This is a genomic window from Mycobacterium sp. IDUB_39, assembly GCF_055419205.1.
In genome coordinates this window covers 197,511-223,585 of sequence record NZ_JBVAXF010000007.1, presented here as the reverse complement: position 1 = coordinate 223,585, position 26,075 = coordinate 197,511, and the positions used below count along the sequence as shown (strand labels likewise).

The 26,075-nt window shown below is 67.6% G+C and carries 22 protein-coding genes; 18 read left to right on the top strand and 4 right to left on the bottom strand.

The annotated features are described in order from the left end of the window. Nucleotides 1-101: 101 nt before the first annotated feature. The 8 genes from ACZY0X_RS25445 to ACZY0X_RS25410 all read left to right on the top strand — a co-directional run bounded on the left by ACZY0X_RS25445 (nucleotide 102) and on the right by ACZY0X_RS25410 (nucleotide 12,151). Nucleotides 102-2,558 (top strand): GcvT family protein, encoded by a 2,457-nt coding sequence (locus ACZY0X_RS25445; RefSeq protein ID WP_463774366.1) that lies wholly within the window; start codon nucleotides 102-104, stop codon nucleotides 2,556-2,558. 55 nt (nucleotides 2,559-2,613) lie between these two features. Beyond that, nucleotides 2,614-3,714: an N-methyl-L-tryptophan oxidase gene (gene solA / locus ACZY0X_RS25440; RefSeq protein WP_463774585.1), complete on the top strand. Its 1,101-nt coding sequence runs from the start codon at nucleotides 2,614-2,616 to the stop codon at nucleotides 3,712-3,714. After that, entirely contained in the window at nucleotides 3,711-4,829 is a 1,119-nt protein-coding gene (locus tag ACZY0X_RS25435; protein WP_463774364.1) for an aromatic ring-hydroxylating oxygenase subunit alpha, read from the top strand. The genes solA and ACZY0X_RS25435 overlap by 4 nt, the downstream gene beginning before the upstream one ends. Nucleotides 4,830-4,868: 39 nt before the next feature. After that, nucleotides 4,869-6,359: an aldehyde dehydrogenase family protein gene (locus ACZY0X_RS25430; RefSeq protein ID WP_463774363.1), complete on the top strand. Its 1,491-nt coding sequence runs from the start codon at nucleotides 4,869-4,871 to the stop codon at nucleotides 6,357-6,359. 10 nt (nucleotides 6,360-6,369) lie between these two features. Beyond that, nucleotides 6,370-7,911 (top strand): APC family permease, encoded by a 1,542-nt coding sequence (locus ACZY0X_RS25425; protein WP_463774362.1) that lies wholly within the window; start codon nucleotides 6,370-6,372, stop codon nucleotides 7,909-7,911. Continuing rightward, nucleotides 7,904-9,490, top strand: a complete 1,587-nt coding sequence (locus tag ACZY0X_RS25420) for a GMC family oxidoreductase (RefSeq protein ID WP_463774361.1) — start codon at nucleotides 7,904-7,906, stop codon at nucleotides 9,488-9,490. The genes ACZY0X_RS25425 and ACZY0X_RS25420 overlap by 8 nt, the downstream gene beginning before the upstream one ends. 64 nt (nucleotides 9,491-9,554) lie before the next feature. Beyond that, nucleotides 9,555-11,327: a putative nucleotidyltransferase substrate binding domain-containing protein gene (locus ACZY0X_RS25415; RefSeq protein ID WP_463774583.1), complete on the top strand. Its 1,773-nt coding sequence runs from the start codon at nucleotides 9,555-9,557 to the stop codon at nucleotides 11,325-11,327. 11 nt (nucleotides 11,328-11,338) lie between these two features. After that, the gene (locus tag ACZY0X_RS25410; RefSeq protein WP_463774360.1) at nucleotides 11,339-12,151 is read left to right on the top strand and encodes an IclR family transcriptional regulator; all 813 of its coding nucleotides are present in this window, start codon (nucleotides 11,339-11,341) and stop codon (nucleotides 12,149-12,151) included. Here ACZY0X_RS25410 and ACZY0X_RS25405 read toward each other — a convergent pair. Further along, a complete protein-coding gene (locus tag ACZY0X_RS25405) occupies nucleotides 12,102-12,860 on the bottom strand; it encodes an SDR family NAD(P)-dependent oxidoreductase (RefSeq protein ID WP_463774358.1) in 759 nt (252 codons plus the stop codon). The two genes, ACZY0X_RS25410 and ACZY0X_RS25405, sit on opposite strands and share 50 nt — an antisense overlap. Nucleotides 12,861-12,925: 65 nt before the next feature. Between ACZY0X_RS25405 and ACZY0X_RS25400 the strand changes: the two genes are divergently transcribed. The 8 genes from ACZY0X_RS25400 to ACZY0X_RS25365 all read left to right on the top strand — a co-directional run bounded on the left by ACZY0X_RS25400 (nucleotide 12,926) and on the right by ACZY0X_RS25365 (nucleotide 21,799). Beyond that, nucleotides 12,926-13,483, top strand: coding sequence for a TetR/AcrR family transcriptional regulator (locus ACZY0X_RS25400; protein ID WP_463774357.1), 558 nt, complete (start codon nucleotides 12,926-12,928; stop codon nucleotides 13,481-13,483). A gap of 72 nt (nucleotides 13,484-13,555) precedes the next feature. After that, nucleotides 13,556-14,914 (top strand): Pup--protein ligase, encoded by a 1,359-nt coding sequence (pafA, locus tag ACZY0X_RS25395; protein ID WP_241404831.1) that lies wholly within the window; start codon nucleotides 13,556-13,558, stop codon nucleotides 14,912-14,914. A gap of 57 nt (nucleotides 14,915-14,971) precedes the next feature. Continuing rightward, complete coding sequence (locus ACZY0X_RS25390; RefSeq protein WP_463774355.1) at nucleotides 14,972-15,967, top strand: helix-turn-helix transcriptional regulator; 996 nt, start codon at nucleotides 14,972-14,974, stop codon at nucleotides 15,965-15,967. After that, nucleotides 15,960-16,943: a helix-turn-helix transcriptional regulator gene (locus ACZY0X_RS25385; protein WP_463774353.1), complete on the top strand. Its 984-nt coding sequence runs from the start codon at nucleotides 15,960-15,962 to the stop codon at nucleotides 16,941-16,943. The genes ACZY0X_RS25390 and ACZY0X_RS25385 overlap by 8 nt, the downstream gene beginning before the upstream one ends. 29 nt (nucleotides 16,944-16,972) lie before the next feature. Next, complete coding sequence (tatA, locus tag ACZY0X_RS25380; RefSeq protein ID WP_463774352.1) at nucleotides 16,973-17,239, top strand: Sec-independent protein translocase subunit TatA; 267 nt, start codon at nucleotides 16,973-16,975, stop codon at nucleotides 17,237-17,239. 62 nt (nucleotides 17,240-17,301) lie between these two features. Next, entirely contained in the window at nucleotides 17,302-18,252 is a 951-nt protein-coding gene (gene tatC, locus ACZY0X_RS25375) for a twin-arginine translocase subunit TatC (RefSeq protein WP_463774350.1), read from the top strand. Next, nucleotides 18,236-21,010, top strand: coding sequence for a DEAD/DEAH box helicase (locus tag ACZY0X_RS25370; protein WP_463774349.1), 2,775 nt, complete (start codon nucleotides 18,236-18,238; stop codon nucleotides 21,008-21,010). The genes tatC and ACZY0X_RS25370 overlap by 17 nt, the downstream gene beginning before the upstream one ends. Before the next feature lie 60 nt (nucleotides 21,011-21,070). Further along, nucleotides 21,071-21,799 carry a DUF4333 domain-containing protein gene (locus ACZY0X_RS25365; RefSeq protein ID WP_241404837.1) on the top strand — a complete coding sequence of 243 codons (729 nt, stop codon included), beginning with the start codon at nucleotides 21,071-21,073 and terminating at the stop codon, nucleotides 21,797-21,799. Between the two features lie 40 nt (nucleotides 21,800-21,839). Here the strand turns inward: ACZY0X_RS25365 and ACZY0X_RS25360 are convergent, their stop codons facing one another. Next, complete coding sequence (locus ACZY0X_RS25360) at nucleotides 21,840-22,796, bottom strand: 5'-3' exonuclease (protein ID WP_463774348.1); 957 nt, start codon at nucleotides 22,794-22,796, stop codon at nucleotides 21,840-21,842. Then, a complete protein-coding gene (locus ACZY0X_RS25355; RefSeq protein WP_463774347.1) occupies nucleotides 22,793-23,656 on the bottom strand; it encodes a hypothetical protein in 864 nt (287 codons plus the stop codon). The genes ACZY0X_RS25360 and ACZY0X_RS25355 overlap by 4 nt, the downstream gene beginning before the upstream one ends. A gap of 42 nt (nucleotides 23,657-23,698) precedes the next feature. Between ACZY0X_RS25355 and ACZY0X_RS25350 the strand changes: the two genes are divergently transcribed. Further along, nucleotides 23,699-24,829 carry a M24 family metallopeptidase gene (locus ACZY0X_RS25350; RefSeq protein ID WP_463774345.1) on the top strand — a complete coding sequence of 377 codons (1,131 nt, stop codon included), beginning with the start codon at nucleotides 23,699-23,701 and terminating at the stop codon, nucleotides 24,827-24,829. A gap of 19 nt (nucleotides 24,830-24,848) precedes the next feature. On the opposite strand, the gene ACZY0X_RS25345 is transcribed toward ACZY0X_RS25350, so the two are convergent. Further along, on the bottom strand, nucleotides 24,849-25,262 hold the full coding sequence (locus ACZY0X_RS25345) for a F420-dependent biliverdin reductase (RefSeq protein ID WP_241404841.1): 414 nt from the start codon (nucleotides 25,260-25,262) through the stop codon (nucleotides 24,849-24,851). 35 nt (nucleotides 25,263-25,297) lie between these two features. On the opposite strand from ACZY0X_RS25345, the gene ACZY0X_RS25340 reads away from it, so the two are divergent. Beyond that, nucleotides 25,298-26,050, top strand: coding sequence for an SDR family NAD(P)-dependent oxidoreductase (locus tag ACZY0X_RS25340; protein WP_463774343.1), 753 nt, complete (start codon nucleotides 25,298-25,300; stop codon nucleotides 26,048-26,050). The last annotated feature ends 25 nt before the right edge of the window (nucleotides 26,051-26,075 follow it).

The window sequence follows — 26,075 nt, the reverse complement described above, 5'->3', positions numbered from 1 at the left end:
TCCCAGGTGTGTTCCTGTTGACGGCGCACGCTCACTGGTGGACGATTTGTTGCGTTACACACAACGTGTTGCGGTAGTCGCAACAAATGTGGGGGTGGTCGATGCCAAGAGTCGTCGTCATCGGAGCGGGCATCGTCGGCACCTCACTCGCCGACGAGATGACCGCCCGCGGGTGGACCGACGTGACCGTTGTCGACCGCGGACCGCTCTTCTCGACAGGCGGGTCGACATCGCACGCGCCCGGGCTGGTCTTCGCGACCAACCCCTCCAAGACGATGAGCACCTTCGCTCGCTACACCATCGAGAAGTTCTCCACACTCGAGCATCCCGACGGGTGGTGCTTCAACCCGGTCGGTGGACTCGAGGTGGCCGCCACCCCGCAGCGCTGGGCTGACCTGCACCGCAAGGCGGGCTGGGCGCAGGCGTGGGGTATCCAGGGTCACCTGGTGAGCGCCAAGGAGTGCGTCGACCTGCATCCGCTGCTGGACGCCGACGGTGTGCTCGGCGGGTTCCACACCCCCGCCGACGGACTGGCGAAGGCGGTGCGCGCCGCCGAGGCGCAGGCGTGGCGGGCACGGGACCGCGGTGCCCGGTTCCTACCCAACACCGACGTGGTGGGCATCGTCGAGAAGCGGGGCCGCGTCGTCGGCGTCGCCACCACTGACGGCGTGATCGACGCCGACGTCGTGGTCTGTGCAGCTGGGTTCTGGGGTGCCCAGTTCGCCAAGAAGGTCGGTCTCGTCGTACCACTGGTGCCGATGGCGCACCAGTACGCAAGGACCGGACAGATCCCCGCGCTTGTCGGACGCAACACCGAACAGTCGGAGGCGGGACTTCCGATCCTGCGTCACCAGGACCAGGATCTGTACTTCCGCGAGCACCTCGACCGCATCGGCATTGGCTATTACGGGCACGATCCGATGCCGGTCGACATGTCGACACTGATGACCGACACCGCGGGGGAGTCGATGCCGTCGATGCTTCCGTTCACGGAGGAGGACTTCGCACCCGGGTGGCGTGAATCATGCAAACTCCTTCCCGCACTGAGTGATTCCAAGGTGGAGGAGGCGTTCAACGGCATCTTCTCGTTCACCCCCGACGGCTTCTCCATCATGGGTGAGCACCGCGACCTGAGCGGATTCTGGGTCGCCGAAGCGGTCTGGGTTACGCATTCCGCCGGCGTTGCGAAGGCGACCGCCGAGTGGATCATCGACGGCGCACCCTCGGTCGACGTGCACGAGTGCGATCTGTACCGGTTCGAGGACGTCGCGCGAAGCCCGAAGTTCGTCACGACGACCAGTTCGCAGGCGTTCGTCGAGGTCTACGACATCATCCATCCCCACCAGTTCCGCACCGCGTTACGCGGCCTGCGTACCAGTCCCTTCTTCTCCCGTCAGCAGGAACTCGGCGCGTTCTTCTACGAGGGCGGCGGCTGGGAACGCCCGGCGTACTACGAGGCAAACTCCGAACTGGCGCAACGGCTTAGCGCCGAGGGTCTGGCCGTCCCGGAGCGCGACGACTGGTCAGCCCGGTTCTGGTCGCCGATCTCGATCGCTGAGGCGCACTGGACCAGGCATCGGGTCGCGATGTACGACATGACACCGCTGACCCGCTACGAGGTGGCAGGCACGGGTGCGGCGGCCTTCCTGCAACAGATGACCACCAACAACGTCGACAAGAGCGTCGGATCGGTCACTTACACGCTGCTGCTGGATGAGAACGGGGGAGTGCGTAGCGATCTCACGGTTGCCCGCCTCGCCGAGACCACCTTCCAGGTCGGCGCCAACTCACCGCTGGACCTCGACTGGCTGAGCAGGCATCTGCCGGGCGACGGCTCGGTGACGCTGCGCGACATCACCGGCGCAACGTGCTGCGTCGGGGTGTGGGGGCCGCTGGCCCGCGACCTTGTGGCGCCCCACTGTCCCGACGACCTTTCGCATGACGCGTTCAAGTACTTCCGCGCCATGCACACCTACCTCGACGCCATACCCGTCACCATGATGCGGGTCTCCTACGTGGGGGAGCTGGGCTGGGAGATCTACACCGGCGCCGAATACGGTGCCGCGCTGTGGGACCTGCTGTTCGACGCTGGCCGCGACCACGGCGTCATCGCCGCGGGCAGGATCGCGTTCAACAGCCTGCGCATCGAGAAGGGCTACCGCAGCTGGGGAACCGACATGACCGCCGAGCACCTGCCCGACGCCGCGGGTGTGGGCTTCGCCGTTCGAATGGCCAAGGACGACTTCGTCGGCAGGGCCGCACTGCAATCCGCGCAGCCCCCGTCGACCATGTTGCGCAGCATCGTGTTCGACGACCCCGACGCCGTGGTGCTGGGCAAGGAGCCGGTGTATCTGGGCGAGCGTGGCGCCGACTGCGTCGGCTACGTCACCAGCGCCGGGTACTCACCGACGGTCGGTCGGACCATCGCCTACGCGTGGCTACCGGCGGACACGGGCGTGGGTGACACCGTCACGGTCGACTACCGCGGCACCCGCCACGCCGCCGTCGTGCACGCCGAACCCGTCGTCGATCCCGACATGACCAGAATCCGGAGGTAGACCAGTGACCACCTCCAAGGGCCACTACGACGTCATCGTCGTCGGTCTCGGCGGCATGGGCAGCGCCGCCGCCTACCATCTGGCCTCCCGTAACCAACGCGTCCTCGGGCTGGAGAAGTTCACGCCTGCGCATTCCTTGGGTTCCAGCCACGGCGGGTCCCGCATCATCCGGCAGTCCTACTTCGAGGACCCGGCTTACGTACCGCTACTGCTGCGCGCCTACGAACTGTGGGAGCAGTTGGCGCGTGACTCCGAACGCGAGGTTTACCGGCTGACCGGAGGCTTGTTCATCGGGCCGCCAGACTGTCTCACCGTGGCGGGCAGTCTGCGCGCCAGCAGGCAGTGGGACCTGCCGCACGAGCTGCTCGACGGCCGCGATGTCGCGGCGCGCTTCCCGAACTTCACCCCCGCAATCGGTGATGTCGCGCTGTATGAGGACAAGGCCGGGTTCGCCCGCCCCGAGATGACTGTCCAGGCGCATATCGATCTCGCCGAACTCACCGGCGCGGAGCTACATTTCGGTGAGCCGGTACTCGACTGGAGCGAGACGGCGGGCGGCGGTGTGCGGGTCAGCACCGAGCGGGGCAGCTACACCGCAGGGCAACTGGTGATCTGCCCGGGTGCCTGGGCCCCGCAGCTGCTCGCCGAGTTCGGCATCCCCATCACGATCGAACGCCAGGTGCTGTACTGGCTTGACCCCGTCGGTGGGACCGCCCCCTTCGTCGACCACCCGATCTTCATCGACGAGAACGCGCGGGGCCAACAGGTATACGGATTCCCCGCCATCGACGGCCCGCAGGGAGGCGTGAAGGTCGCGTTCTTCCGCAAGGGCATCGTCTGCACACCGGAGACGATCGATCGCACCGTGAGTGACCAGGAGATCGCCGAGATGAGGGGCCGGGTCGCCGAACTTCTGCCCGCGCTAGACGGCACGTGCGTGCACTCGGCGACGTGCATGTACTCCAACACCCCCGATGAGCACTTCGTCATCGCCCGGCACCCCGACAGCGCGAACGTCACGGTGGCGTGCGGCTTCTCGGGACACGGTTTCAAGTTCGTCCCCGTAGTCGGGGAGATCCTCGCCGACCTCGCCATCGACGGCGCGACCGGCCACCCCATCTCGTTGTTCGACCCGAAGAGACTGGTGACCACATGACCAGCAACCTGCGCGCCACACTCGGCGGTGACTACTACGCCAATCCCGCAGTCTTCGCCGCCGAGCAGGAACGCATCTTCGAGGCGACGTGGTTCTGTGCAGTGCGGACGGCCGATCTCGCGCTGGCTGGTCAGTTCAAGAAGGTCCAGGTCGGCCGCGAGAGCGTTCTGCTGGTGCGCGGCAAGGACGGACTGTTGCGGGCCTTCCTGAACATCTGCCGACATCGGGGCGCTCAACTGTGCGTCGAGGAGCAGGGACAGCTGGGACGCAACCTGCGCTGCCCCTATCACTCCTGGACCTACGCCCTGGACGGCAAACTCGTCGCCGCACCCAACATCGGGTCACTCAACGGCGACGACGGCGCGCCGATCGACCGATATCAGTACGGTTTGGTGCCGGTCGCGCTCACCGAGTGGCTCGGCTACGCCTGGGTCTGCCTGTCCGATACACCGCCGCCGTTCGAGGATGTCGTCGCCGAGGCCACCAGGACGCTCGGTGACGCTGATGCGATCAACCGGTACGGTATCGGCGGTCTGGACGTGGGCCGCCGGATCGTCTACGACGTGGCGGCCAACTGGAAGCTGATCGTCGAGAACTTCATGGAGTGTTACCACTGCAGTTCGATCCATCCCGAACTCGTCGGTGTGCTCCCGGAGTTCGTCCGCGGCACGGCGGCCCAGGCGAACGTCGGACGGGGCGCCGAATTCGGTTCGGAAATATGCGGATTCACCATCGACGGCTCCGAGGGTTTCGAGCGTCTGCCCGGTGTCACCGATGAGCAGGACCGGCGTTACTACGCGATCACAGTCAAGCCGACCGTCTTCATCAACCTGGTTCCCGACCACGTCATCTTTCATCGCATGTCTCCCGTGGCCGCCGACCGGACCATCGTCGAGTGCGACTGGCTCTACACCGCCGACCTGGTGGCGTCTGGGCGTGACGTGTCCCGCTCGGTGGACCTCTTCCACCGCGTCAACGAGCAGGATTTCGCCGCGTGTGAGCGCACCCAACCGGCGATGTCATCGCGGGCCTACCGCAATGGCGGTGTGCTCGTCCCCACCGAACACCACATCGCGGAGTTCCAGGAGTGGGTAGTGTCCCGTCTGGGTGAGTGAAGGCTGACGACCTGGGCGAGCGAAGCGACGGGAAATCGGATGGACGGTGAGCCGGACCTGTACATCGGCGGTCGGTGGCGTCACGCGTCCGACCGCGGCACCAGGGATATCGTGAATCCGGCCGACGGGACCGTCGCTGCGACCGTCGACGAGGCGACGCCCGACGACGCCCGCGACGCCATCGCCGCGGCACGTGCCGCCTTCGACGACGGGGCCTGGCGTGCCACATCGGCCGGCGAACGCGCGGCGCTGCTCAACCGGATCGCCGACCTGCTCCAGCGGGACAAGGAGTCGTTGTCCCGGTTGGAGACCGAGGACACCGGAAAGACACTGGCCGAAAGCCGAATCGATATCGACGATGTGACGTCGGTGTTCCGGTACTACGCCGGGCTCGTCGCGGTGCAGGCCGACCGCGTCGTCGACGTCGGTGATCCCGCCGTCATCAGCCGGGTGGTCCACGAACCCATCGGCGTGTGCGTGCTGATCGCGCCGTGGAACTACCCGCTTCTGCAGATGTCGTGGAAGATCGCGCCCGCACTCGGTGCGGGATGCACCATGGTCGCCAAGCCCAGCGAGGTCACGCCGCTGTCGACGATCGCGTTCGTCCACCTGCTCGAGGAGGCGGGCGTGCCGCCGTCGGTGGTGAACCTGGTGCAGGGCAGCGGCGCCGTGCTCGGTGAGGCACTGACCGCTGACCCGGCGGTCGACTTCATCTCGTTCACCGGCGGCCTGGCGACCGGAACCATCATCTCGAAGGTCGCCGCTGCCAACGTCACCAAGGTCGCGGTCGAACTCGGCGGCAAGAACCCGCACATCGTGTTCGCCGATGTCGCCGACTCGGGTGACTTCGATGCAGCCGTCGACCACGTGTTGACCGGGGTTTTCCTGCACTCCGGTCAGGTGTGCTCGGCGGGCACCCGCCTCATCGTCGAGGAGTCCATCGCCGACGACTTCGTCGCCGCGCTCACCCGGCGCGCCGAGGGGATCCGAATCGGGCCAGGAATGGACCCGGCCAGCGAGACCGGTCCGCTGGTCTCGCAAGAGCATCGCGCGAAAGTGGAAGCCCATGTCGCCCAGGGCATCTCGGAAGGAGCGCGGCTGGTCACCGGTGGCGCGCGGCCGATCGGACGGGCGCTGGCCGACGGCAGCTTCTACCTGCCGACGATATTCGACGGCTGCGACCGGTCGATGCGGATCGTCCAGGAGGAGACCTTCGGGCCGATCCTCACAGTCGAACGATTCACCGACGAGGCCGAGGCGATAAGGCTGGGCAACGACACGGAGTACGGGCTCGCGGCGGGTGTTCGGACATCCGATCCGGCGCGCGGCGAACGAGTGGTACGTGCATTGCGGCACGGAACGGTCTGGCTCAACGACTTCGGTTACTACACCGCTGCGGCGGAGTGGGGCGGCTTCGGGAAGTCGGGCAATGGACGTGAACTCGGACCGACCGGGCTTGCGGAATACCAAGAGATCAAGCACATCTGGCACAACACTGCACCGGCACCCGCCGGCTGGTTCAAGGGTTGAGGGGGCGGACATGGTGCTCGGCAAAGATGTTTCGCAGGCAGACAGCGGTATGGAGGACTTCGGCTACCGGGAATCACTGGATCGGAGTATCGGAAAGTTCGCCAGCTTCGCGGCGGGCGTCAGCTATATCTCGATCCTGACGGGCACGTTCCAGCTGTTCTACTTCGGGTACGGCACCGCAGGACCTGCCTATCTGTGGTCGTGGCCGATCGTGTTCGTCGGGCAGATGGCCGTCGCGCTGTGCTTCATGGAACTCGCGGCCAAGTATCCGGTGGCGGGCTCGGTCTACAACTGGAGCAAGAAGCTGGCCAGTCGGCTGGTCGGATGGATATCGGGCTGGTTGATGCTCACCGCGTCGATCGTGACGATCTCGGCGGTGGCGCTGGCCTATCAGCTCAACCTTCCGAGGCTGTGGAGCGGATTCCAGATTGTCGGCGATGGGAGCGGTGAGTATGACTACGCTGCCAACGCCGTTCTCCTCGGCACCGTGCTGATCGCGTTCACCACGCTGATCAACGCCCTCGGAGTGAAGCTGATGTCCCGGATCAACAGCACCGGGGTGTTCATCGAACTCATCGCGGCCGTCCTGATTGCCTTCCTGCTCGCCATCAACATCGAACGCGGTCCGGACATCTTCTTCTCCACCAACGGTTACGGGGCAGGGGAGAGCGCGGGTTTCCTCGGCGCCTTCCTGGTGGCCTCGCTAGCCTCCGGGTACGTCATGTACGGCTTCGACACCGCCAGCTCGTTGGGCGAGGAGACCGTCGAACCGCGGCGCACCGCGCCCAAGGCGATCTTCCGGGCGATCCTGGCGTCGTTCGTGATCGGCGGCGCGATCCTGGTGTTCGCCGTCATGGCGGCGCCCAACCTGCAGGACCCCAAGCTCGGCGAGAGTTCCGGCGGCCTGCAGTACATCGTGGAGCAGGTCATGTGGGGCCCGCTGGGCACGATCTTCCTGGTCTGCATCGTCATCGCCGTCACGGTGTGCACGCTCGCCGTCCACACCGCGGCGATCCGACTGACGTTCGCGATGGCTCGCGACAATGCGTTGCCGTTCGGGGAGAGGCTGGCCACCGTCAACCCAAAGACCCAAACTCCGATCGTGCCCGCGGTGACGATTGGCATCATCGCGGTGATCATTCTGGTGATCAACATCGGCCAGCCGAAGATCTTCACCGTGCTGACCTCGATCGCGATCATCATGATCTACCTGGCGTACCTGATGGTCACCGGGCCGATGCTGAAGAAGCGGTTGCAGGGGCAGTGGCCGCCGGCCGACCTCGCCGAGGGCGGCTACTTCACCATGGGCCGCTGGGGTCTGCTGGTCAACGTCGTCGCAGTGGTCTGGGGTAGCGCCATGGCGCTCAACTTGGCGTGGCCGCGCGCCGCTGTTTACGGCGAGCCCTGGTACAACACGTGGGGTGCCTTCGTCTACATCGGCGTGATACTCGGCGCGGGTCTGCTGTGGTACTTCGTCAAGGGCCGCAAGCACATTGGCACGCTGGCATCACATGCCTCGGCGGACAGGGCGGATGTGCAGGCGGATGGCTGACACCGGCACGTTCGACTATGTCATCGCCGGCGGGGGGACCGCGGGTTGCGCGCTGGCGGCCAGGTTGTCCGAGGATCCCGACGTCACGGTGTGCGTGCTCGAGGCGGGGCCCTCGGACGTCGGCGACGACAACATTCTGGTGCTCTCGGAGTGGATGCACCTGCTCGACTCGGGCTACGACTGGGACTACCCGGTCGAACCGCAGGAACGCGGCAACTCGTTCATGCGGCACGCCAGGGCCAAGGTGCTCGGTGGGTGCTCGTCGCACAACTCGTGCATTGCGTTCCTGCCGCCCGCCGAGTGTCTTGACGAGTGGGTCGAGATGGGTGCCACCGGGTGGAGCGCGGCCGAGGTCCTGCCGCTCACGGCGCGATTGAAGGACACGGTGCAGCTGCGCGACGTACCGCCGGCGGATCCCTGCGGGGTGGCGGTGCTGTCTGCGGCCGCTGACGTCGGCATGCCGACTGTGGCCTTCAACCGCGGTGCGACAGTGCGCAATGGGGCTGGGTGGTTTCAGATCAACGCCGCCGACGACGGTACCCGGATGTCCAGTTCGCACGCCTACCTGCATCCGGTGCTGGACTCCCGATCCAACCTCGAGGTCCGCACCGGGTGCTGGGTGTCGGAGATCCTGTTCGATGACGCGAACGAGACCGACTCCCGTCACTCCGCTCGCTCCGCTGCGACCGGGGTTCGCTACCAGCGCCCGGACCTCACCGGCTACGACACGGTGACGGCGCAGCGCGAGGTCATCGTCACCGCTGGGGCCATCGACACCCCGAAGTTGTTGATGCTCTCGGGAATCGGTCCGACCGCGCATCTGCGGGAGCTGGGCATCCCGGTGCGAGTCGACTCGCCGGGTGTGGGGTCCAACCTGGACGATCACGTCGAGGGCCTGGTGTTCTGGGAGGCATCTCGGCCAATGGTGACGACGTCGACGCAGTGGTGGGAGATCGGCCTGTTTGCCACCATCGACCCCGTTCCCGAAGGTGCCAGAAGCCAGCCGGACCTGATGATGCACTACGGCAGCGTCCCGTTCGACATGAACACGCTGCGCCGCGGCTATCCGACGACGGACAACGGATTCTGCTTGACGCCCAACGTCACCCAGGGGCGGTCCCGCGGAACTGTGCGACTGCGCAGCCGCGACTTTCGGGATCGGCCGAGGGTTGACCCGCGCTACTTCACCGATCCGGACGGCTATGACGACCGGATCATGCTGACCGGCGTGAGGCTGGCCCGCCGCATCGCCGAGCAGGCGGCGCTGAGGCCGTGGGTGGCGCGTGAACTGGCGCCGGGGCCCGATGCCGTCACCGATGACGAACTGCTGGACTACATCCACCAATGCCACAACACCGTCTATCACCCGGCGGCGACCGCCAGGATGGGCGCGCTCGACGATCCGATGGCGGTGCTCGATCCGGAGTTGCGGGTCAAGGGGGTGAGCGGGCTGCGCGTCGTGGACGCTTCGGCAATGCCGAAACTTCCTGCGGTGAACCCCAACATCACCGTTATGACGATGGCCGAGAAGTGTGCCGATCTGGTCCGGCACTCCGCTGCCGCTGGACGCAGGGGCTGACCTGCCGGTGGCGTCCGGGCTGCAACTCGCCGCCTTCCTGGGCACGTACACCCCATTCCAGGCGATGTCGGACGCGGAACTCGCCGAGTTGGCCGCCGAGTCGGCCGTTGTCGAGTTCCCGGCGCACACCGAGGTGGCCGACTACGCCGCACGGGCACCCGACGACGTTTGGATGGTGCACTCGGGACAGGTGACGCTGCAGTCCGCCGAGGGGTCGATCATCGACACCGTCGGTCCCGGCGGACTCTTCGGCTACACCCCGCTGCTGACCGGTGACGGGATGGAGTTCACCGCGCGCACAACGGTTCCCAGCGTCCTCGTCCGGCTGCCAGACCCGTTGGTCCGCGCACAGTTCGCCAAGCCCGCCGGGTTGGCGTACCTGGCATCCTCGGCGTGGCCCGTCGGGAGCGCCGACCACCCGACCATCGCGCCCGCCACCGACAGCCAGCCGATCTCCGAACTGCTGCACGGCGAGGTGCTGCTGGTCTCCCCGGATACCTCGGTGCGCGACGCTGTCATCGAGATGGCCGCCCACCAGGTCTCCTATGCGCTCATCCGGTTGCCCGGCGGCGATCTCGGCATCTTCACCGACCGCGATCTGCGGACGCGGGTGGTGGCCGCGGGCATCTCGGTGGACGTGCCGATCGCCGATGTGATGAGCGCTCCCGCCCGGACGGTCACCGCTGATCTCACGGCTGAGACCGTGCTCATGGAGATGCTCGACTGCGGGTGGCGACACATGCCGGTCGTGACACCCCGTGGCGAGGTGATCGGCGTCCTTGAAGACGCCGACCTGCTCGCAGCCTCGGCGCGGCAGAGCTTCATGCTGCGACGCGCGATTGGGCAGGCCACGGACGCCGCCGAACTGTCGTTGATCGGCCGCCGGGTGGCGGACATCTCGGCGGACCTGTTTCGCAACGGCACCAAGGCATCGGCAACCAGCGCGATTCTGTCTGTCGTCATCGACAGCCTGGTGCGAAAGGCGTTGCAGCTCGCACTCGCCGAGTCCGCGCGACCCACAGTCGACGGATTCGCGTGGCTGTCGCTGGGCAGTGTGGCGCGGCGGGAGGCGATGCCGTCGTCCGACGTCGACAGCGCGCTGTCGTGGCGGGACGATTTGGACTCGGCCGGCCCGGAGCTGCGGGCGGTCGCGGTGCGCACGCACGAGATCTTGGACTGCTGTGGTCTTCCGTCGGACCGCAACGGCGCCATCGCGTCCAAACCGGGCTTCTCGCGGTCGCGGTCGCAGTGGTTCGCCGCGGCCGAGGCGTGGCTCGCGGACCCGCTGCGCGACCACGGTCTGATGCTGTCATCGCTGATGATCGATGGCCGGGTGGTCTGGGGTGATCCGGCATTGAACATCGTTCCTGCGGCGTATCGCAGGATGCGCGTGGACCACCCGAACGCGCTGCGACTGCAGCTGCTGAACGCGCTGTCGGGGCGCGCGCGGGCCAGATCGCTGCGCGACGTGCTGTCCCGTCGGGGCGGGACCTTCGACCTCAAGGCTCACGCCGCGACGCCCATCGTCAACCTGGCCCGGTGGGGCGGCCTGAGCGCCGCCGTGTCGTCGGCGAGTACGCCGGTGCGGCTGAGGGCCGCGGCGGAGGCGGGTGCGATGAGCGAGCGGGACGCCAGCACGCTTGGTGACGTGTTCGCCATGGTGCAGCGGCTCCGGATGGCTCATCAGGTCGAACAGCTGATCGCCGGACACACGCCCGGCGACGTCATCACGATGTCGGAGCTGTCACCGCTGAACCGAAGCCTGCTGGGCGACGGGCTTCGTGAGATCGCCGCGGTGCAGCGGCGAGTCCGCCAGTCCGCGAATTGGCGAGTATAGGGTCGGACGCGATGGAGACGGGTTCGGAGGGCCTTTCTAAGGGCCTATCAGAAGGCCGCAGCGCTGCGGTCCAATCGGTCGACCGCGCACTGCTCGTTCTGGAGATCCTGGCGCGTCTCGGGCAAGCCGGTGTCACCGAGATCGCGGCTGAACTCGGTGTGCACAAGTCGACGGTGTCACGGCTGGTCGCAGTGCTCGAGGCGCGTGGTTTCGTCGAACAGGTATCCGATCGCGGCCCCTACCGACTCGGGTTCGCCATCGCACGCCTCGCGCGGGCCAGCAGCGGACAACCCGACCTGGGCAGGCTCAGTCAAGCCGTCTGCGATGGTCTGGCCGCCGATGTCGCCGAGACCGCGAATCTGGCGATTCTCGATGGCGATCGCATCATCAATATCGTCGAGGCGATCGGCCCGAGCGAGATCACCCTGCGGACGTGGGTGGGGCAGAGCTGTCCCGCACACGCGACATCGAGCGGCAAGGTTCTCCTTGCGTGGGCCGGCGCAGCCGCCCAGCTCACCGATCCACTGCAGGGCTTCACCCCTAAAACGGTCGTCGAAGTCGCCGAGCTGGAGCGAGAGCTATGCACCGTGCGGGCGCGCGGCTGGGCCAGCGTGAGCGAGGAACTTGAGGTGGGGCTGAACGCCATCGCCGCGCCGGTTCGCGATGCCAATTCCGAAGTGGTTGCAGCGCTGAGTGTTTCGGGACCGTCATACCGACTCTCCGAGGATCAATTCGAGGAGATCGCCAAGGTGACGATCTCAGCCGCCGACGCTGTCAGTAGGCGCCTGGGCTGGGTTGGCGGCCTCGCTGCAACAGGGCGTTGACGACCACCTCGGGATCCGTTCGGCCGGTGTACATCCGCCACAGCGTGTCCGCGAGATCGTCGGGGTTCAGCGATGCCGCCGCCATGTCCGCGAGCATGTCCGGATGATCGATGACGGCGCGGTGAATGTCGCCCCGCTCGATCAAACCCCCGATGGTCAGCGTCCCGGAGTAGACGCCCATCGGTGCCAGGGCGGCGTGCAGTGTCAGCGCGTAGTTGCGCAGTGCGGCCGCCGCTAGGGCCAGGCCGCCGAGCGCGGGCATTGGCAGCACACTGCTCAACCCGCCTGCGAAGAGCAGTCCGCCACTGCCGCGTGCGATGAGGTCGGGCAGCAGCGATGACGCGAAGTCGACGGCGGGCACCACGCCGAGTAGGGCCTTGGTCGCCCCGGGGGCGTCGAGTGTGGTGATGTCGGCGATCGCCAACGCCGCGGCGGGGCCGTAGTACCCGACGTCGATGCGGCCGAAGCGGGCGCGGGCGCCGTCGATTGCCGCCCGCAGCGCATCGGTGTCCGAGGCGTCCGCGGTGAACGCCGCCGCCTCGATTCCCGCGTCGGCGAGCGCCGTCAGGTACTCGGTGTGGCGGCGGTTGGAGCGGGAGACGAGTGCCACGGCGTGTCCCTCGGCGCCGAATCGGTGGGCCACCGACATGCCCAGCCCTGGACCGGCACCGACGACGAGAAGGACGGGTCGCGATGAAGTTGAGGACATGCTCAACTTAATAGCACAACATGAGGCCTGCCTCAACTTAGGTCGGGTCGGACTACGATGCAGCGATGTCCCAGTCGATGCGTGCCGATGCGCTGCGCAACCGCGAACGGCTGGTGTCGTCGGCCGCGGCGCTGTTCACCGAACGGGGGCTGGATGTGCCACTGGATGAGGTGGCACGGCACGCAGGGGTGAGCATTGGCACGCTCTACAACCACTTCCCGAATCGCGGGGCACTGCTCGACGAGGTCCTGCCCGAGCGGCTCGCCGCCTTCGATGTGCTGGCAGAGGCCGCGATGGGCGACCCCGACGCGTGGCGCGGGTTTGTGACGCTGCTTGAGGGCGTGTTCGCCATGCAGGCCCGAGATCGCGCCCTCAACGAGGCGATAGCCCGTAGTCAAGTGGGCGGTGTGGACGCCGCGGCGGACTGCGGTCGCGCCGGCGGAGCGCTGGACGCGGTGGCGCAGCGGGCGAGAGAGGCCGGGGTGCTGCGGCCCGACTTCGGTCCCGAGGACCTCGTGACGCTGGTGTCGGCGATGTCGAAGGTGATCGCCATGTCGGCCGGTGATGACGCCCCGTGGCGGCGGCATCTCGGCTTCGTGTTGGACGGGCTGCGCGCGACCTGAGCGAGGAACCCGTTGCGGACACCCGTGACAGGTGCCATACGCGGAGACCCCGCTACCCGTAAGCTCGAATACGTGCAGCGGCGAATCATGGGCATCGAGACCGAATTCGGTGTGACGTGCACGTTCCACGGTCACCGGCGGCTGTCTCCGGATGAAGTGGCGCGCTACCTGTTCCGGCGAGTCGTGTCGTGGGGGCGCAGTTCCAACGTGTTCCTGCGCAATGGCGCCCGGCTGTACCTCGACGTCGGCAGCCATCCCGAGTACGCCACCGCCGAGTGCGACAGCCTGATCCAGTTGATAACCCACGACCGCGCGGGCGAGCGGGTGCTCGAGGATCTGCTCATCGACGCCGAGCAGCGGCTGGCCGACGAGGGTATCGGCGGCGACATCTACCTGTTCAAGAACAACACCGACTCGGCGGGCAACTCCTACGGCTGCCACGAGAACTACCTCATTGTGCGCGCGGGCGAGTTCTCCAGGATCTCCGATGTGCTGCTGCCGTTCCTGGTCACCCGCCAGCTCATCTGCGGTGCGGGCAAGGTGCTGCAGACGCCCAAGGCCGCCACGTTCTGCCTGAGCCAGCGCGCCGAGCACATCTGGGAGGGCGTCTCGAGCGCCACCACGCGCAGCAGGCCCATCATCAACACGCGCGACGAGCCGCACGCCGATGCCGAGAAGTACCGCAGGCTGCATGTCATCGTCGGCGACTCCAACATGTGCGAGTCCACCACCATGCTCAAGGTGGGTACGGCCGCGCTGGTGCTGGAGATGATCGAGGCTGGCGTGCCGTTCCGCGACTTCTCCCTCGACAACCCGATCCGCGCCATCCGCGAGGTCAGTCACGATCTGACCGGGCGGCGTCCGGTGCGGCTCGCAGGTGGGCGGCAGGCCAGTGCGCTCGACATTCAGCGGGAGTACTACAGCCGTGCCGTCGAGCACCTGCAGACCCGCGAACCCAACGCCCAGATCGAGCAGGTTGTTGACCTGTGGGGCCGCCAGCTCGACGCTGTCGAGAGTCAGGACTTCGCCAAGGTCGACACCGAGGTCGACTGGGTGATCAAGCGCAAGCTGTTCCAGCGCTACCAGGACCGGTACGACATGGAGCTGTCCGATCCCAAGATCGCCCAGCTCGACCTCGCCTACCACGACATCAAGCGCGGTCGCGGTGTCTTCGACCTGTTGCAGCGCAAGGGTCTGGCCGCCCGCATCACCACCGACGAGGAGATCGAGGCGGCCGTCAACGAACCGCCTCAGACCACGCGGGCCAAGCTGCGCGGCGAGTTCATCAGCGCAGCACAGGCGGCGGGTCGCGATTTCACCGTCGACTGGGTGCACCTCAAGCTCAACGACCAGGCACAGCGAACAGTGTTGTGCAAGGACCCGTTCCGATCCGTCGATGAGCGGGTCAAGCGACTGATCGCGAGCATGTAGCGCCTAAGCTTGCTCCCGCGGGCAGGAGCGAAGCGACCGGGGGATTAGGGTAAATAAGTGGGGATCTCCAAAGTCGAACGATTGATGAACCTGGTCATCGCACTCCTGTCCACCCGCAACTTCATCACCGCAGAACGCATTCGCAAGACCGTCTACGGCTACGGCGACAGTCCCAGCGATGAGGCGTTCTCGCGGATGTTCGAGCGGGACAAGAACGAGTTGCGTGATCTCGGTATCCCGCTCGAGACCGGGCGCGTGTCGTCGATGGATCCGACCGAGGGTTACCGGATCAACCGCGAGACCTATGCGCTGCCTCAGGTCGAACTCACCGCAGACGAGGCTGCCGCCGTCGCGATCGCCACGCAGCTGTGGGAGTCACCCGAACTCGTCACCGCCACCCAGGGCGCGCTGCTCAAGCTGCGCGCCGCGGGCGTCGACGTCGACGCCGCCGACTCCGATGTCATGATCAGCTCGTCGGCGACGATGCCCGGACTTCGAGGGTCCGAGGAGGTCCTCGGAATCCTGTTGTCCGCCATCCACTCCGGCCAGGCGGTCGAGTTCGGTCACCGCTCGACCCGCAGCGAGCCCTACCGCACCCGCACAGTGGAACCCTGGGGTGTTGTGACCTCCCGGGGCCGGTGGTACCTCGTCGGCCACGATCGGGACCGCGACGACACCCGCACGTTCCGGGTGTCGCGCATCGGCGAGGTGAGCGCGATCGGACCGCGTGACGCGGTGACCAGGCCCGAGGGCCTCGACCTGCGGGATATCGTGCACCGCGCGGTGGCGGAGTGGCCACCGGGTGCTCAAGCGAGGGTGTGGGTGGCCGACGGCCGCGCGACCGCGCTGCGCAGGGCGGCCAGCGAGGTGGTGAGCCGCACCATCGGGGGGCGTGCCGGAGACGAGTTGGCCGTCGATATCGGGATGCACGATCGGCTGGCGCGCGAGATCGCCGGGTACGGCGCCGACGCGATCGTGTTGGACCCGCCAGCCCTGCGGGACGATGTCATCGCCCGGCTGCGGGCACAGGCCGGAGGTGAGGCAGTTGTCTAGCGTGTCGACGCGGCTGGTGCGGCTGCTCAACATGGTTCCCTACCTGAAGGCCAACCCTCGGATTACGTTCGAGGAGGCGGCGATCGACCTCGGAGTGTCGGTCAAGCAACTGCGCGAGGACCTGCAGCAGTTGTTCCTGTGCGGGCTGCCCGGGTACGGCCCGGGTGACCTCATTGACTTCGAGATGTCGGGCAAGACCATCGATGTCACGTTCTCGGCGGGCATGGACCACCCGCTGCGGCTGACCTCGCCCGAGGCGACCGGCATCCTGGTTGCGTTGCGTGCGCTGCTGGACGTTCCCGGCATGCTCGATCCTGCGGCGGCGCGCAGCGCGATCGCCAAGATCGAGTCCGCGGCGGGTGCGGTGACCGCCAGCGTGGGCGGGGCTCCCACGGCGGGTGACGAGCCCGCGCCCATCGAGAGTTCGGCCGCCACGGCGGTCCGTGCCGCGGTGCGCAACGACCACGCGGTGACCATCGACTACTACTCGGCATCGCACGACACCCTGACCAGCAGGACCGTCGATCCGATTCGGGTGGTCCTGGTCGGCGACCACAGCTACCTGGAGGCGTGGTGCCGCACCGCTGAGGGAGTGCGGTTGTTCCGGTTCGACCGCATCGTCGACGCCCGTGAACTCGACGAGCCGTCGCTGCCGCCCGCGCCCGCTGTCGCGGCGGCGCCCGACACGTCGCTGTTCGACTCGGATCCGTCGCTGCCTTCGGCGACGCTGCTGATCGACCGGTCCGCGTCGTGGATGTTCGACTACTACCCGTTGCATGTCGTCCGGGAATTGGCCGACGGGGTGTGCGAGGCGACCATGACGTACGCCTCGACCGCGTGGATGGCCCGGTTCGTGATGGGTTTCGGTGCTTCGGTGCGGGTTCTGGAACCGCAACCGCTGGTCGAGAGAGTGCGGGAATCCGCGGCCGCCGCGCTACAGGCCTACGAAGTCAGCAGTACCGATAGCGGCGGGTAGACTCGACCGCGACGTCTGGAGGTGACCGAATGGGTGGTCTGCAACCCTGGCATTGGGTGATCGTGATCGCAGTGTTTGTGCTGCTGTTCGGTGCCAAGAAGCTGCCCGATGCAGCGCGCTCGCTGGGCAAGTCGATGCGCATCTTCAAATCCGAGATCAAGGAGATGCAGTCGGAGTCCAAGTCGGATTCGACGGACGGCGTCGTGCCGCCGGCGAAGCCGATCGCCTCCGAGCGGGTTGAGCCGTCGACTGGCCAATCGACCCCAGAACAATCCTCCGACAAGCGTCCGGCCTGATCGCCGCGCTCGTCGAGCGCGACGCCTCGTCGCGTCGCTGATCGCCGTCTCCCCACGATTCCGTGCGCCCCTCAGGAGTCCTTCGGAAGCTCGACCCACGTCGTCGACGGTCGCGGGTCAACCCCGACGGCACGATGTCGCTGGTCGACCACCTCGCGGAGTTACGCAATAGGTTGTTGATCGCGGCGCTCGCCGTCGTCCTCACCACCATCGTCGGCTTCTTCTGGTACACCCACGGCGTGTTCGGCATGCCCAGCCTGGGTGACTGGTTGCGCCAGCCGTACTGTTCGCTGCCGGCGTCCGCGCGGGCGACGATCGCACCCGACGGGCAGTGTCGCCTTCTCGCCACTGCGCCGTTCGATCAGTTCATGTTGCGACTCAAGGTCTCGCTCACCGCAGGTGTCGTGCTGGCCTGCCCGGTCTGGCTCTATCAGCTGTGGGCGTTCATCACTCCTGGCTTGTACAACAAGGAACGCCGGTTCGCCTCGGTGTTCGTGGGCTTCGGAGCGCTGCTGTTCATCTCCGGTGCCGTGCTGGCATATGTGGTTCTCTCGACTGCCTTGAGCTTCCTGCTGACGGTCGGCAGCGACGTCCAGATCACCGCGTTATCGGGTGACCAGTACTTCGGCTTCCTGATCAACCTGCTGCTGGTGTTCGGCATCAGCTTCGAATTCCCGCTGCTCATCATCATGCTCAACCTCGTCGGCGTGGTGAGCTACGAGAAGTTGCGCGCCTGGCGGCGCGGCATGATCTTTGGGCTCTTCGTGTTCGCGGCCTTCGTGACGCCGGGCTCCGACCCGTTCTCGATGCTCGCGCTCGCGATGGCGTTGGTGGTGCTGCTCGAGTTCGCGATCCAGGTGGCGCATTTCAACGACCGGCGCAAGGCCCGACGGGCGGCCATCGAGGACGTGCCCGACGATCAGGCCGCGCCGATCGGCAGTGCGGAGGACGTCGAGGCGCCCGGTGCGGTCCCCGCCCCGTCTCGGCTGACAGTCGATGACCAGGCCACCTGAGGCGCCGGCCGATGAGCTCGGCCGATTCGCCGCCGAACTCCCGTTCGCGCTCGACGGCTTCCAGCGCAGCGCATGCCAGGCGCTGGAGAGCGGGCACGGCGTCCTGGTGTGCGCCCCCACTGGCGCGGGCAAGACGGTGGTCGGCGAGTTCGCCGTCCATCTCGCACTGGCCGCAGGCCGAAAGTGCTTCTACACCACGCCGATCAAGGCCCTGAGCAACCAGAAGCACGCCGATCTGGTGCGCCGCTACGGACCGGAGCGCGTCGGGCTGCTGACCGGCGACCAGTCGATCAACGGTGACGCCGACGTCGTCGTGATGACCACCGAAGTGCTGCGCAACATGCTCTACGCCAACTCCGCTGCGTTGCATGGGCTCTCTCACGTGGTCATGGACGAGGTGCACTTCCTGGCCGACCGGATGCGCGGAGCGGTGTGGGAGGAGGTGATCCTGCACCTGTCCGAGGACGTGCGGTTGGTCAGCCTCTCGGCGACGGTGTCCAACGCCGAGGAGTTCGGCGGCTGGATCCAGACGGTGCGCGGTGACACCACGGTGGTCGTCGACGAGCACCGGCCGGTTCCGCTGTGGCAGCACATGATGGTCGGCAAGCGGTTGTTCGACCTGTTCGAGGGTGGCCAGGCCGGCCCGGGGTCCACGCTCGTGGACCCCGAGCTCATTCGTCACATCAGGTTGCGCAGGGAAGCCGACCGGATGTCGGACTGGGAGCCCCGTGGCAGGGGACGATCCGCGCATCGGGGCAGGCCGACGCTCTATCGTCCGCCATCGCGGCCCGATGTGATCGCCACGCTCGACGGTGCGGGGCTGCTACCCGCGATCACGTTTGTGTTCTCCCGAGCGGGTTGTGACGCTGCGGTCAAGCAGTGCCTGCGTTCGTCGTTGCGGCTGACCACCGATGAACAGCGTGCGCGCATCTCCGAGGTGATCGATCGACGCTGCGCGGACCTGGCCGAGGTGGACCTGGTGGTCCTGGGCTATCACGAATGGCGCGAGGGTCTGCTGCGTGGTTTGGCCGCGCACCATGCCGGAATGCTCCCGGTGTTCCGGCACACCGTGGAGGAGCTCTTCACAGCAGGTCTGGTGAAGGCCGTATTCGCCACGGAGACACTGGCTCTGGGTATCAACATGCCCGCCCGCACGGTGGTCCTCGAGCGGTTGGTCAAGTACAACGGCGAACAGCACGCGCCGCTGACGCCGGGGGAGTACACCCAGCTGACCGGCCGGGCGGGTCGGCGTGGGATCGATGTCGAGGGACACGCCGTCGTGCTGTGGCAGCCCAACGACACCAGCGTGGAACCGGCCGACGTCGCGGGGCTGGCCTCCACGCGAACCTTCCCTCTCCGCAGTTCCTTTGCGCCGTCCTACAACATGACGATCAACCTGCTCGAGCACATGGGGCCGGATCAGTCACGGAGCCTTCTGGAGCGGTCCTTCGCCCAGTACCAGGCGGACCGGTCGGTCGTCGGTCTGGTGCGCGGCGTGGCACGTGGCGAACGCATGCTCGACGAGATCGCCGCCGAACTCGACGGCGGCCGGGATGCGCCCGTGCTGGAGTACGCGCGGTTGCGGGCAGACATCTCGGCGCGGGAGCGTTCGCAGTCGCGCGCGTCGCGCGTCCAGCGCCGCCGGGCAACCAACGACGCATTGGCGGGACTCCGGCGCGGTGACATCATCAACATCGGGCAGGGCCGCCGCAGCGGGCTGGCGGTGGTGCTCGAACCCGCAGCCGACGCCGACGATCCGCGACCACTCGTGCTGACCGAACATCATTGGGCCGGAAGGATTTCCTCCGCCGACTACGCCGGCGGCTCGGCCAAGGTGGGGACGATGTCGCTGCCGAAGCGCGTCGAGCACCGCCAGCCGAGGGTGCGCCGCGACATGGCGTCGGCCCTGAGGTCCGCGGCCGCAGGAATCGACGTGCCGAGGCGGCGCAGTCGGCGCGATCCCGACGAGGAACCCGACGTCGATCCGGAACTGGCGGTGCTGCGTGCCCAGCTTCGTGCGCACCCCGCCCACCACCTATCCGACCGCGAGGCCCTCGTCCGCGTCGCAGAGCGGTACCTGCGCATCGAGCGCGACAACGCAGACATCGAGAAGAAGGTTGCGGCAGCGACCAATTCGCTGGCGCGCACCTTCGACCGAATCGTGCTGCTGCTCACCGAACGCGGGTTCATCGCCGACGGCGGGGGTGACTCCAAGGACGATCCCAGGGTGACCGATGACGGCCGTCTGCTCGCGCGCATCTACAGCGAGAGCGACCTGCTGGTCGCCGAGTGCCTGCGCCGCGGTGCCTGGGACGGGCTGAAACCCGCGGAGCTGGCGGCGGTGCTGTCCTCGGTGCTCTACGAGTCGCGCGGCGACACGCCGGGGGCGGCACCGAGTGTCGACGCGGTGAGTGCCGGGCTGCGTCAGTCGTTGGCCAAGACCCGTCGGATCAGTACTGAGATTCGGGCCGACGAACAACGTCACCGCCTGTCACCCGGTCGCGAGCCCGACCCGGGCTTCGTCGCGGCGATCCACAAGTGGGCGAGCACCGGCGATCTGTCGGCCTCACTCGCCGCGTCTGACGCCTCGGGTAGCGGATCACCGCTGTCCGCCGGTGATTTCGTGCGCTGGTGCCGCCAGGTTCTCGACCTGCTCGACCAGGTGCGCAACGCCGCCCCCAACCCGGCCCTGCGGACGGTGGCGAAACGTGCGATCGGCGACATTCGACGCGGCGTCGTGGCAGTTGATGCACTGTAGTGTTATGCCAGCGCTTTGGATGCAGCGAGCCAAGGACGAAGTCAGGACCAAGGAGAGACGATGAGCGGACCGCAGGGATCTGATCCGACCCAGCCGTGGCCAGGTCAGCAACCGCCGCAGAGCGACCCACCGGCCTGGCAGCAACCACCGGCCCCCGAGCAGCCCGCAGGCGACAATCCTGCGTGGCAGCAGCCGGCCTACTCGCCGCAGCAGTACCCGCAGTACCCGGCGCCGCAGCAGCCGTACCAGCAACCCGATCAGTACGGCCAGCAGCCGACCGCGTACGGCCCCACGTCCTATCAGCAGCCGCAGTACGGTCAGCCCCAGTACGGTCAGCAGCCGCAGTACGGCCAGCCGCAGTACGGCCAACCCGGGCAGCCGCCGCAGTACGGCCAGCAGCCGGGCCAACAGTTCTCGCCGTACCCGCAGCCGGGATCCGATGAGAGTTCCAAGAAGTCGATGCGCCTGCTGCTCGGCGTCGGCGGCGGAATCGCGCTGCTCATCGTGGCCGTCGTCCTCATCCTGGGCTTCGTGGCACCGGGTTGGTTCGTCAGCAAGCAGCTCGACGTGAACGCGGCGCAGACTGGTGTCGCACAGGTGCTCGGCGACGAGACCAACGGCTACGGCGCCAAGAACGTCTCGGATGTGGTGTGCAACAAGGGCGAGAACCCCACGGTGAAGAAGGGTGACAACTTCACCTGCGATGTCAGCATCGACGGCACCAAGCGCCGGGTCACCGTGACGTTCCAGGACGACGACGGCACCTACGAGGTCGGTCGGCCCAAGTAACTCCCGGTCAGCCGTAACCCCCGGTCAGCAACAACCCCGGTCAGCCCGGGATGGCGTCCAGCGACTTCTGCAGGCGTGCGATCGATGACGTGACGCCGTACTCGGCCGCCAACTCGGCGACCCTGCGGGGGTCGCGCGCGACCAGCGGCAGCGTGTCCGAGTCGCCCGACAGACGCACCGGCGCATCGCGTGCCACCTGCACCACAGGCACTGCCGCGGCGATGTAGTCGTCGGCGGCCAGCAGTTTCTTGCGCTGCGCGGCCGGCATCTTCGACGTCGGGTCGTTCGCGGCGGTCAGGATCGCCGCCAGCGAGCCGTGCTGAGCCAGCAGGGTCTGCGCGGTCTTCTCGCCAACCCCCGGCACCCCGGGCAGACCGTCGGACGGGTCACCGCGCAGCAGTGCGAGTTCGGCGTAGGCAGGGCCGGCCCGGTCGATCGGGACGTTGTAGGTCTGCGCCACCTCGGCGGGCCCGAACATCGTCGCCTTCGACAGTCCGCGGCCGATGTAGAAGACCCGCACCGGCACGTGCTCATCGGACACCAGTTGCAGCAGGTCGCGATCGCCGCTGACGACCACGACGGGATCGGTCCGCTCCCGGGTCGCGAGAGTGCCCAGCACATCGTCGGCCTCGAAGCCGGCGGCACCCGCGGTGGCGATGCCGAACGCATCGAGCATCGCCATGATCATGTCGACCTGGGGGGAGAGGTCGTCGGGCACCACCTCGACGTCCGGATCGTCACCCGCGACGATCTCCTCGACGCGGTGCGCCTTGTAGGACGGGATCAGCTCGACGCGCCATTGCGGCCGCCAGTCCAGGTCCAGGCACACCACCAGGCGCGACGGGCGCTCACGCGCGACGAGCGTGGCGATCGTGTCGAGGAAGCCGCGCAGCGCGTTGACCGGCCTGCCGTCGGGTGCGGTGATCGAGGACGGTACGCCGAAGAACGACCGGAACCACATGCTGGCGCCGTCGAGCAGAAGGACGGACCCACTCATGCGCGTGCCCCGTTCTCGACCCGGAACACGTAGACCCCGGAGGTGACGGCCAAGTCGTCGGCACCCTCATCGTGCAGCAGCACCCGGACGGCGATCAGGCCATCCGCGCCGGCCATCGGCTCAGCGTCCACGCGGAACGGGCCCGTTTTGCCGCGGGCCAGGAACATCACGTGTGCCGAGACGCCCTGGAGCGCATCGGTTTCGCCGAACTCGGCGGCCGCGTCCATCGCGGCGGTCTCGAGGATGACGAACTGCGGCCCGATGTGCAGGGCGGCGTCGGGGGAGGCCACCTCGGCGGACAGCTCGGGAAGCGACCAGTGTCCGTCGAGTCTGCGGCTGCCGCCGAAGACCTGCCACAGCGGTGGCAGATCGGGCGCGTCGACCACCTCGATGGCGTCGACCTCCATCTTCGCCAGCCCGTCGGGCGGCACGCCGATGCTCACGCCCTGGCCCTCGATGAGGGCCAGCACGCGTTCGGGCCGGTCGGCGTCGACGATCTTGGCTCGGCTGTAGCCCATCTGCCTGCCGCGCCGCAGCTCCTCGGACACGACCTCGATACGTCGCACGTCGCGGCCCGGATCGAGGATCTGGCAGGAGTGGATGACGGGGTTGGGCACCGCCTCGAGGTCGGACATGTGCCCGCTCTCGGGTGCGGAGATGCCGAGCACGGCGAACAGCAGACCGCCCGTCGGATTGCGCATGTCGCGGCGGACGGTGACGGTGTCGTCCACGGCGCGCGGGTCCATCGAGGAGTACAGCCGCCCGATATAGCGGTAGCTCAACAGGCCTCCCCAGCGACTCCGGAGTTCCGCGGCGTAAGCCTGCGGGTCGTCGGCGAGATCGCGAATGTCGCGCAGCATCGGTCCTCCGTGTCGTCGGTAGCCTGCCGCTAGCCTATTGCCATGCACACCGACCGTTTCAGCACCGACGTGTACGCGCGCCGCTTGAAGACCGCGGCGCAGGCCACAGCGGCGGCCGGTCTGGCGGGACTGGTGATCACCCCCGGCTATGACCTGCGCTACCTGCTTGGCTCGCGCGCACAGACCTTCGAGCGACTGACTGCGCTGATCCTGCCCGCCGATGGGCAGCCCACCATCGTGGTGCCGCGGCTCGAGCTGGCGTCGCTTCGCGAGTCGGCGGTACCGGAACTTGGTCTGGCCGTTCGTGACTGGGTCGACGGCGAGAATCCCTACCAAATGGTCGCCGACGCGCTCGGTGGCGGGCAGGTGGCAACCGCGGTCACGGATTCGATGACGGCCCTTCACCTGCTGCCGCTGGCCGATGTGCTCGGCGTGGTGCCGGTGCTGGCCACCGACGTGCTCCGGCGGCTGCGCATGGTCAAGGACGGTGCCGAGATCGACGCGCTGCGCAAGGCGGGTGCGGCGATCGACCGGGTGCACGCCCGGGTGCCGGAGTTCCTGGTGGCGGGCCGCACCGAGGCTGACGTGGCCGCTGATATCGCGCAATCCATTGTGGAGGAGGGGCATTCGTCTCCTGCGTTCATCATCGTCGGATCGGGCCCCAACGGCGCCGATCCGCACCACGAGTGCTCCGACCGCGAACTCGCGGCGGGCGACATCGTGGTGGTCGACATCGGCGGCCCCTACGAGCCCGGCTACAACTCGGACTCGACGCGCACCTACAGCATCGGTGAACCGTCGGAGGACGTTGCGCGGCACTATGCAGTCCTGCAACGGGCCCAGCAGGCCGCCGTGGCCGTGGTTAAGCCGGGCGTCACCGCCGAGCAGGTCGACGCCGCCGCGCGCGATGTGCTCGCCGCGGAGGGGCTCGCGGAGGCGTTCGTGCACCGCACCGGGCACGGCATCGGGCTGTCGGTGCACGAGGAGCCCTACATCGTCGCGGGCAACGATCTGCCGCTGGAGGAGGGTATGGCGTTCAGCGTGGAGCCGGGTATCTACTTCCCGGGTTCGTGGGGTGCGCGCATCGAGGACATCGTGATCGTCACCGCGGACGGTGCGCTGCCGGTGAACAACCAGCCGCACGAGCTGGTCGTGGTTCCGGTTGGTCGCTAGCTGTTAGTCGAGTGCGCGGTCAGTCGATGCTGCGGTCGAGGAGTTCGGACGAGCCGAGCACACGCTCGATGCGCACCTCGATAACCACGCGACGCGGGTTGATCCGCGGGGTGCGGTAGCGCTGGGCGTACCGCAGCTCGGCGTCACGGATGGCGTCGGGATCTGTGTTGACCGAGGACTTACCCTCGAGCGACAGCCAGCGGGCGCCGTCGACCTGGCTGAGCACCGCGAGGCCCCGCTCGGCGGCGTTGAGAGCCTTCTGCGAGCCGCCCGTGGTGATGACGCGAGCCAGGTGCGTCTTGGGGTCGAATGTGAAACCGACCGCGACCACGTGCGGTGAATTGTCTGTGCGCAGGGTGGTCAGCATCGCGAGATGGCGTTCGGTCAGGAACGCGATCGCGTCGTTGGTCAGCCGCGTAGTTGCCTTCGCCATCGGTACCCAACTTAGCGCAGGACATAATCTCAGCCATGGAAGACACGGCGGACACGGGCGTGGTGGTGATATTCGGTGGCCGCAGCGAGATCGGCGTCGAGTTGGCGAGACGGCTGGCCCGCGGTCGCACGCTCGTGCTCGCTGCGCGGCGCGCCGATCAACTCGCCGACCAGGTCGCCGCGCTCACCGCGGCAGGCGCGGCAGCGGTGCACGTCACCGAGTTCGACGCCGACGATCTGGTGTCGCATGCCGGCCTGGTGGCCTCCATCGTCGCCGGGCACGGTCCCATCGGCACGGCGGTGCTGGCGTTCGGGATCCTCGGCGATCAGGCCCGCGCGGAACGTGACGCGACGCATGCGGCGGCCATCGTGCACACCGACTTCACCGCGCAGGTCAGCCTTCTGACGGTGCTGGCGGCGACCATGCGTGACGCGGGGTCCGGCAGGATCGTCGCCTTCTCGTCGGTGGCGGGCGCCCGGGTCCGCCGCGCCAACTACGTCTACGGGTCGGCCAAGGCCGGTCTGGAGGGTTTCGTCCGCGGCCTGACCGACGCGTTACACGGCACCGGCGTGCACGTGCTGCTGGTACGGCCGGGTTTCGTCATCGGACGCATGACCGAGGGCATGTCACCCGCGCCGCTGGCCAGCACACCGGAGCGCGTCGCCGACGCAGCAGCCAAGGCGCTGGCGAGAGGCCGCGCCGAGATCTGGGTGCCCCGGTCGTTGGGGGCGCTGGCGTTCGTGTTCAGGCTGATACCGAGGTCCGTGTGGCGCAGGATGCCGCGATGAGCGCTTGCGCGAAGAGCAGAGGACA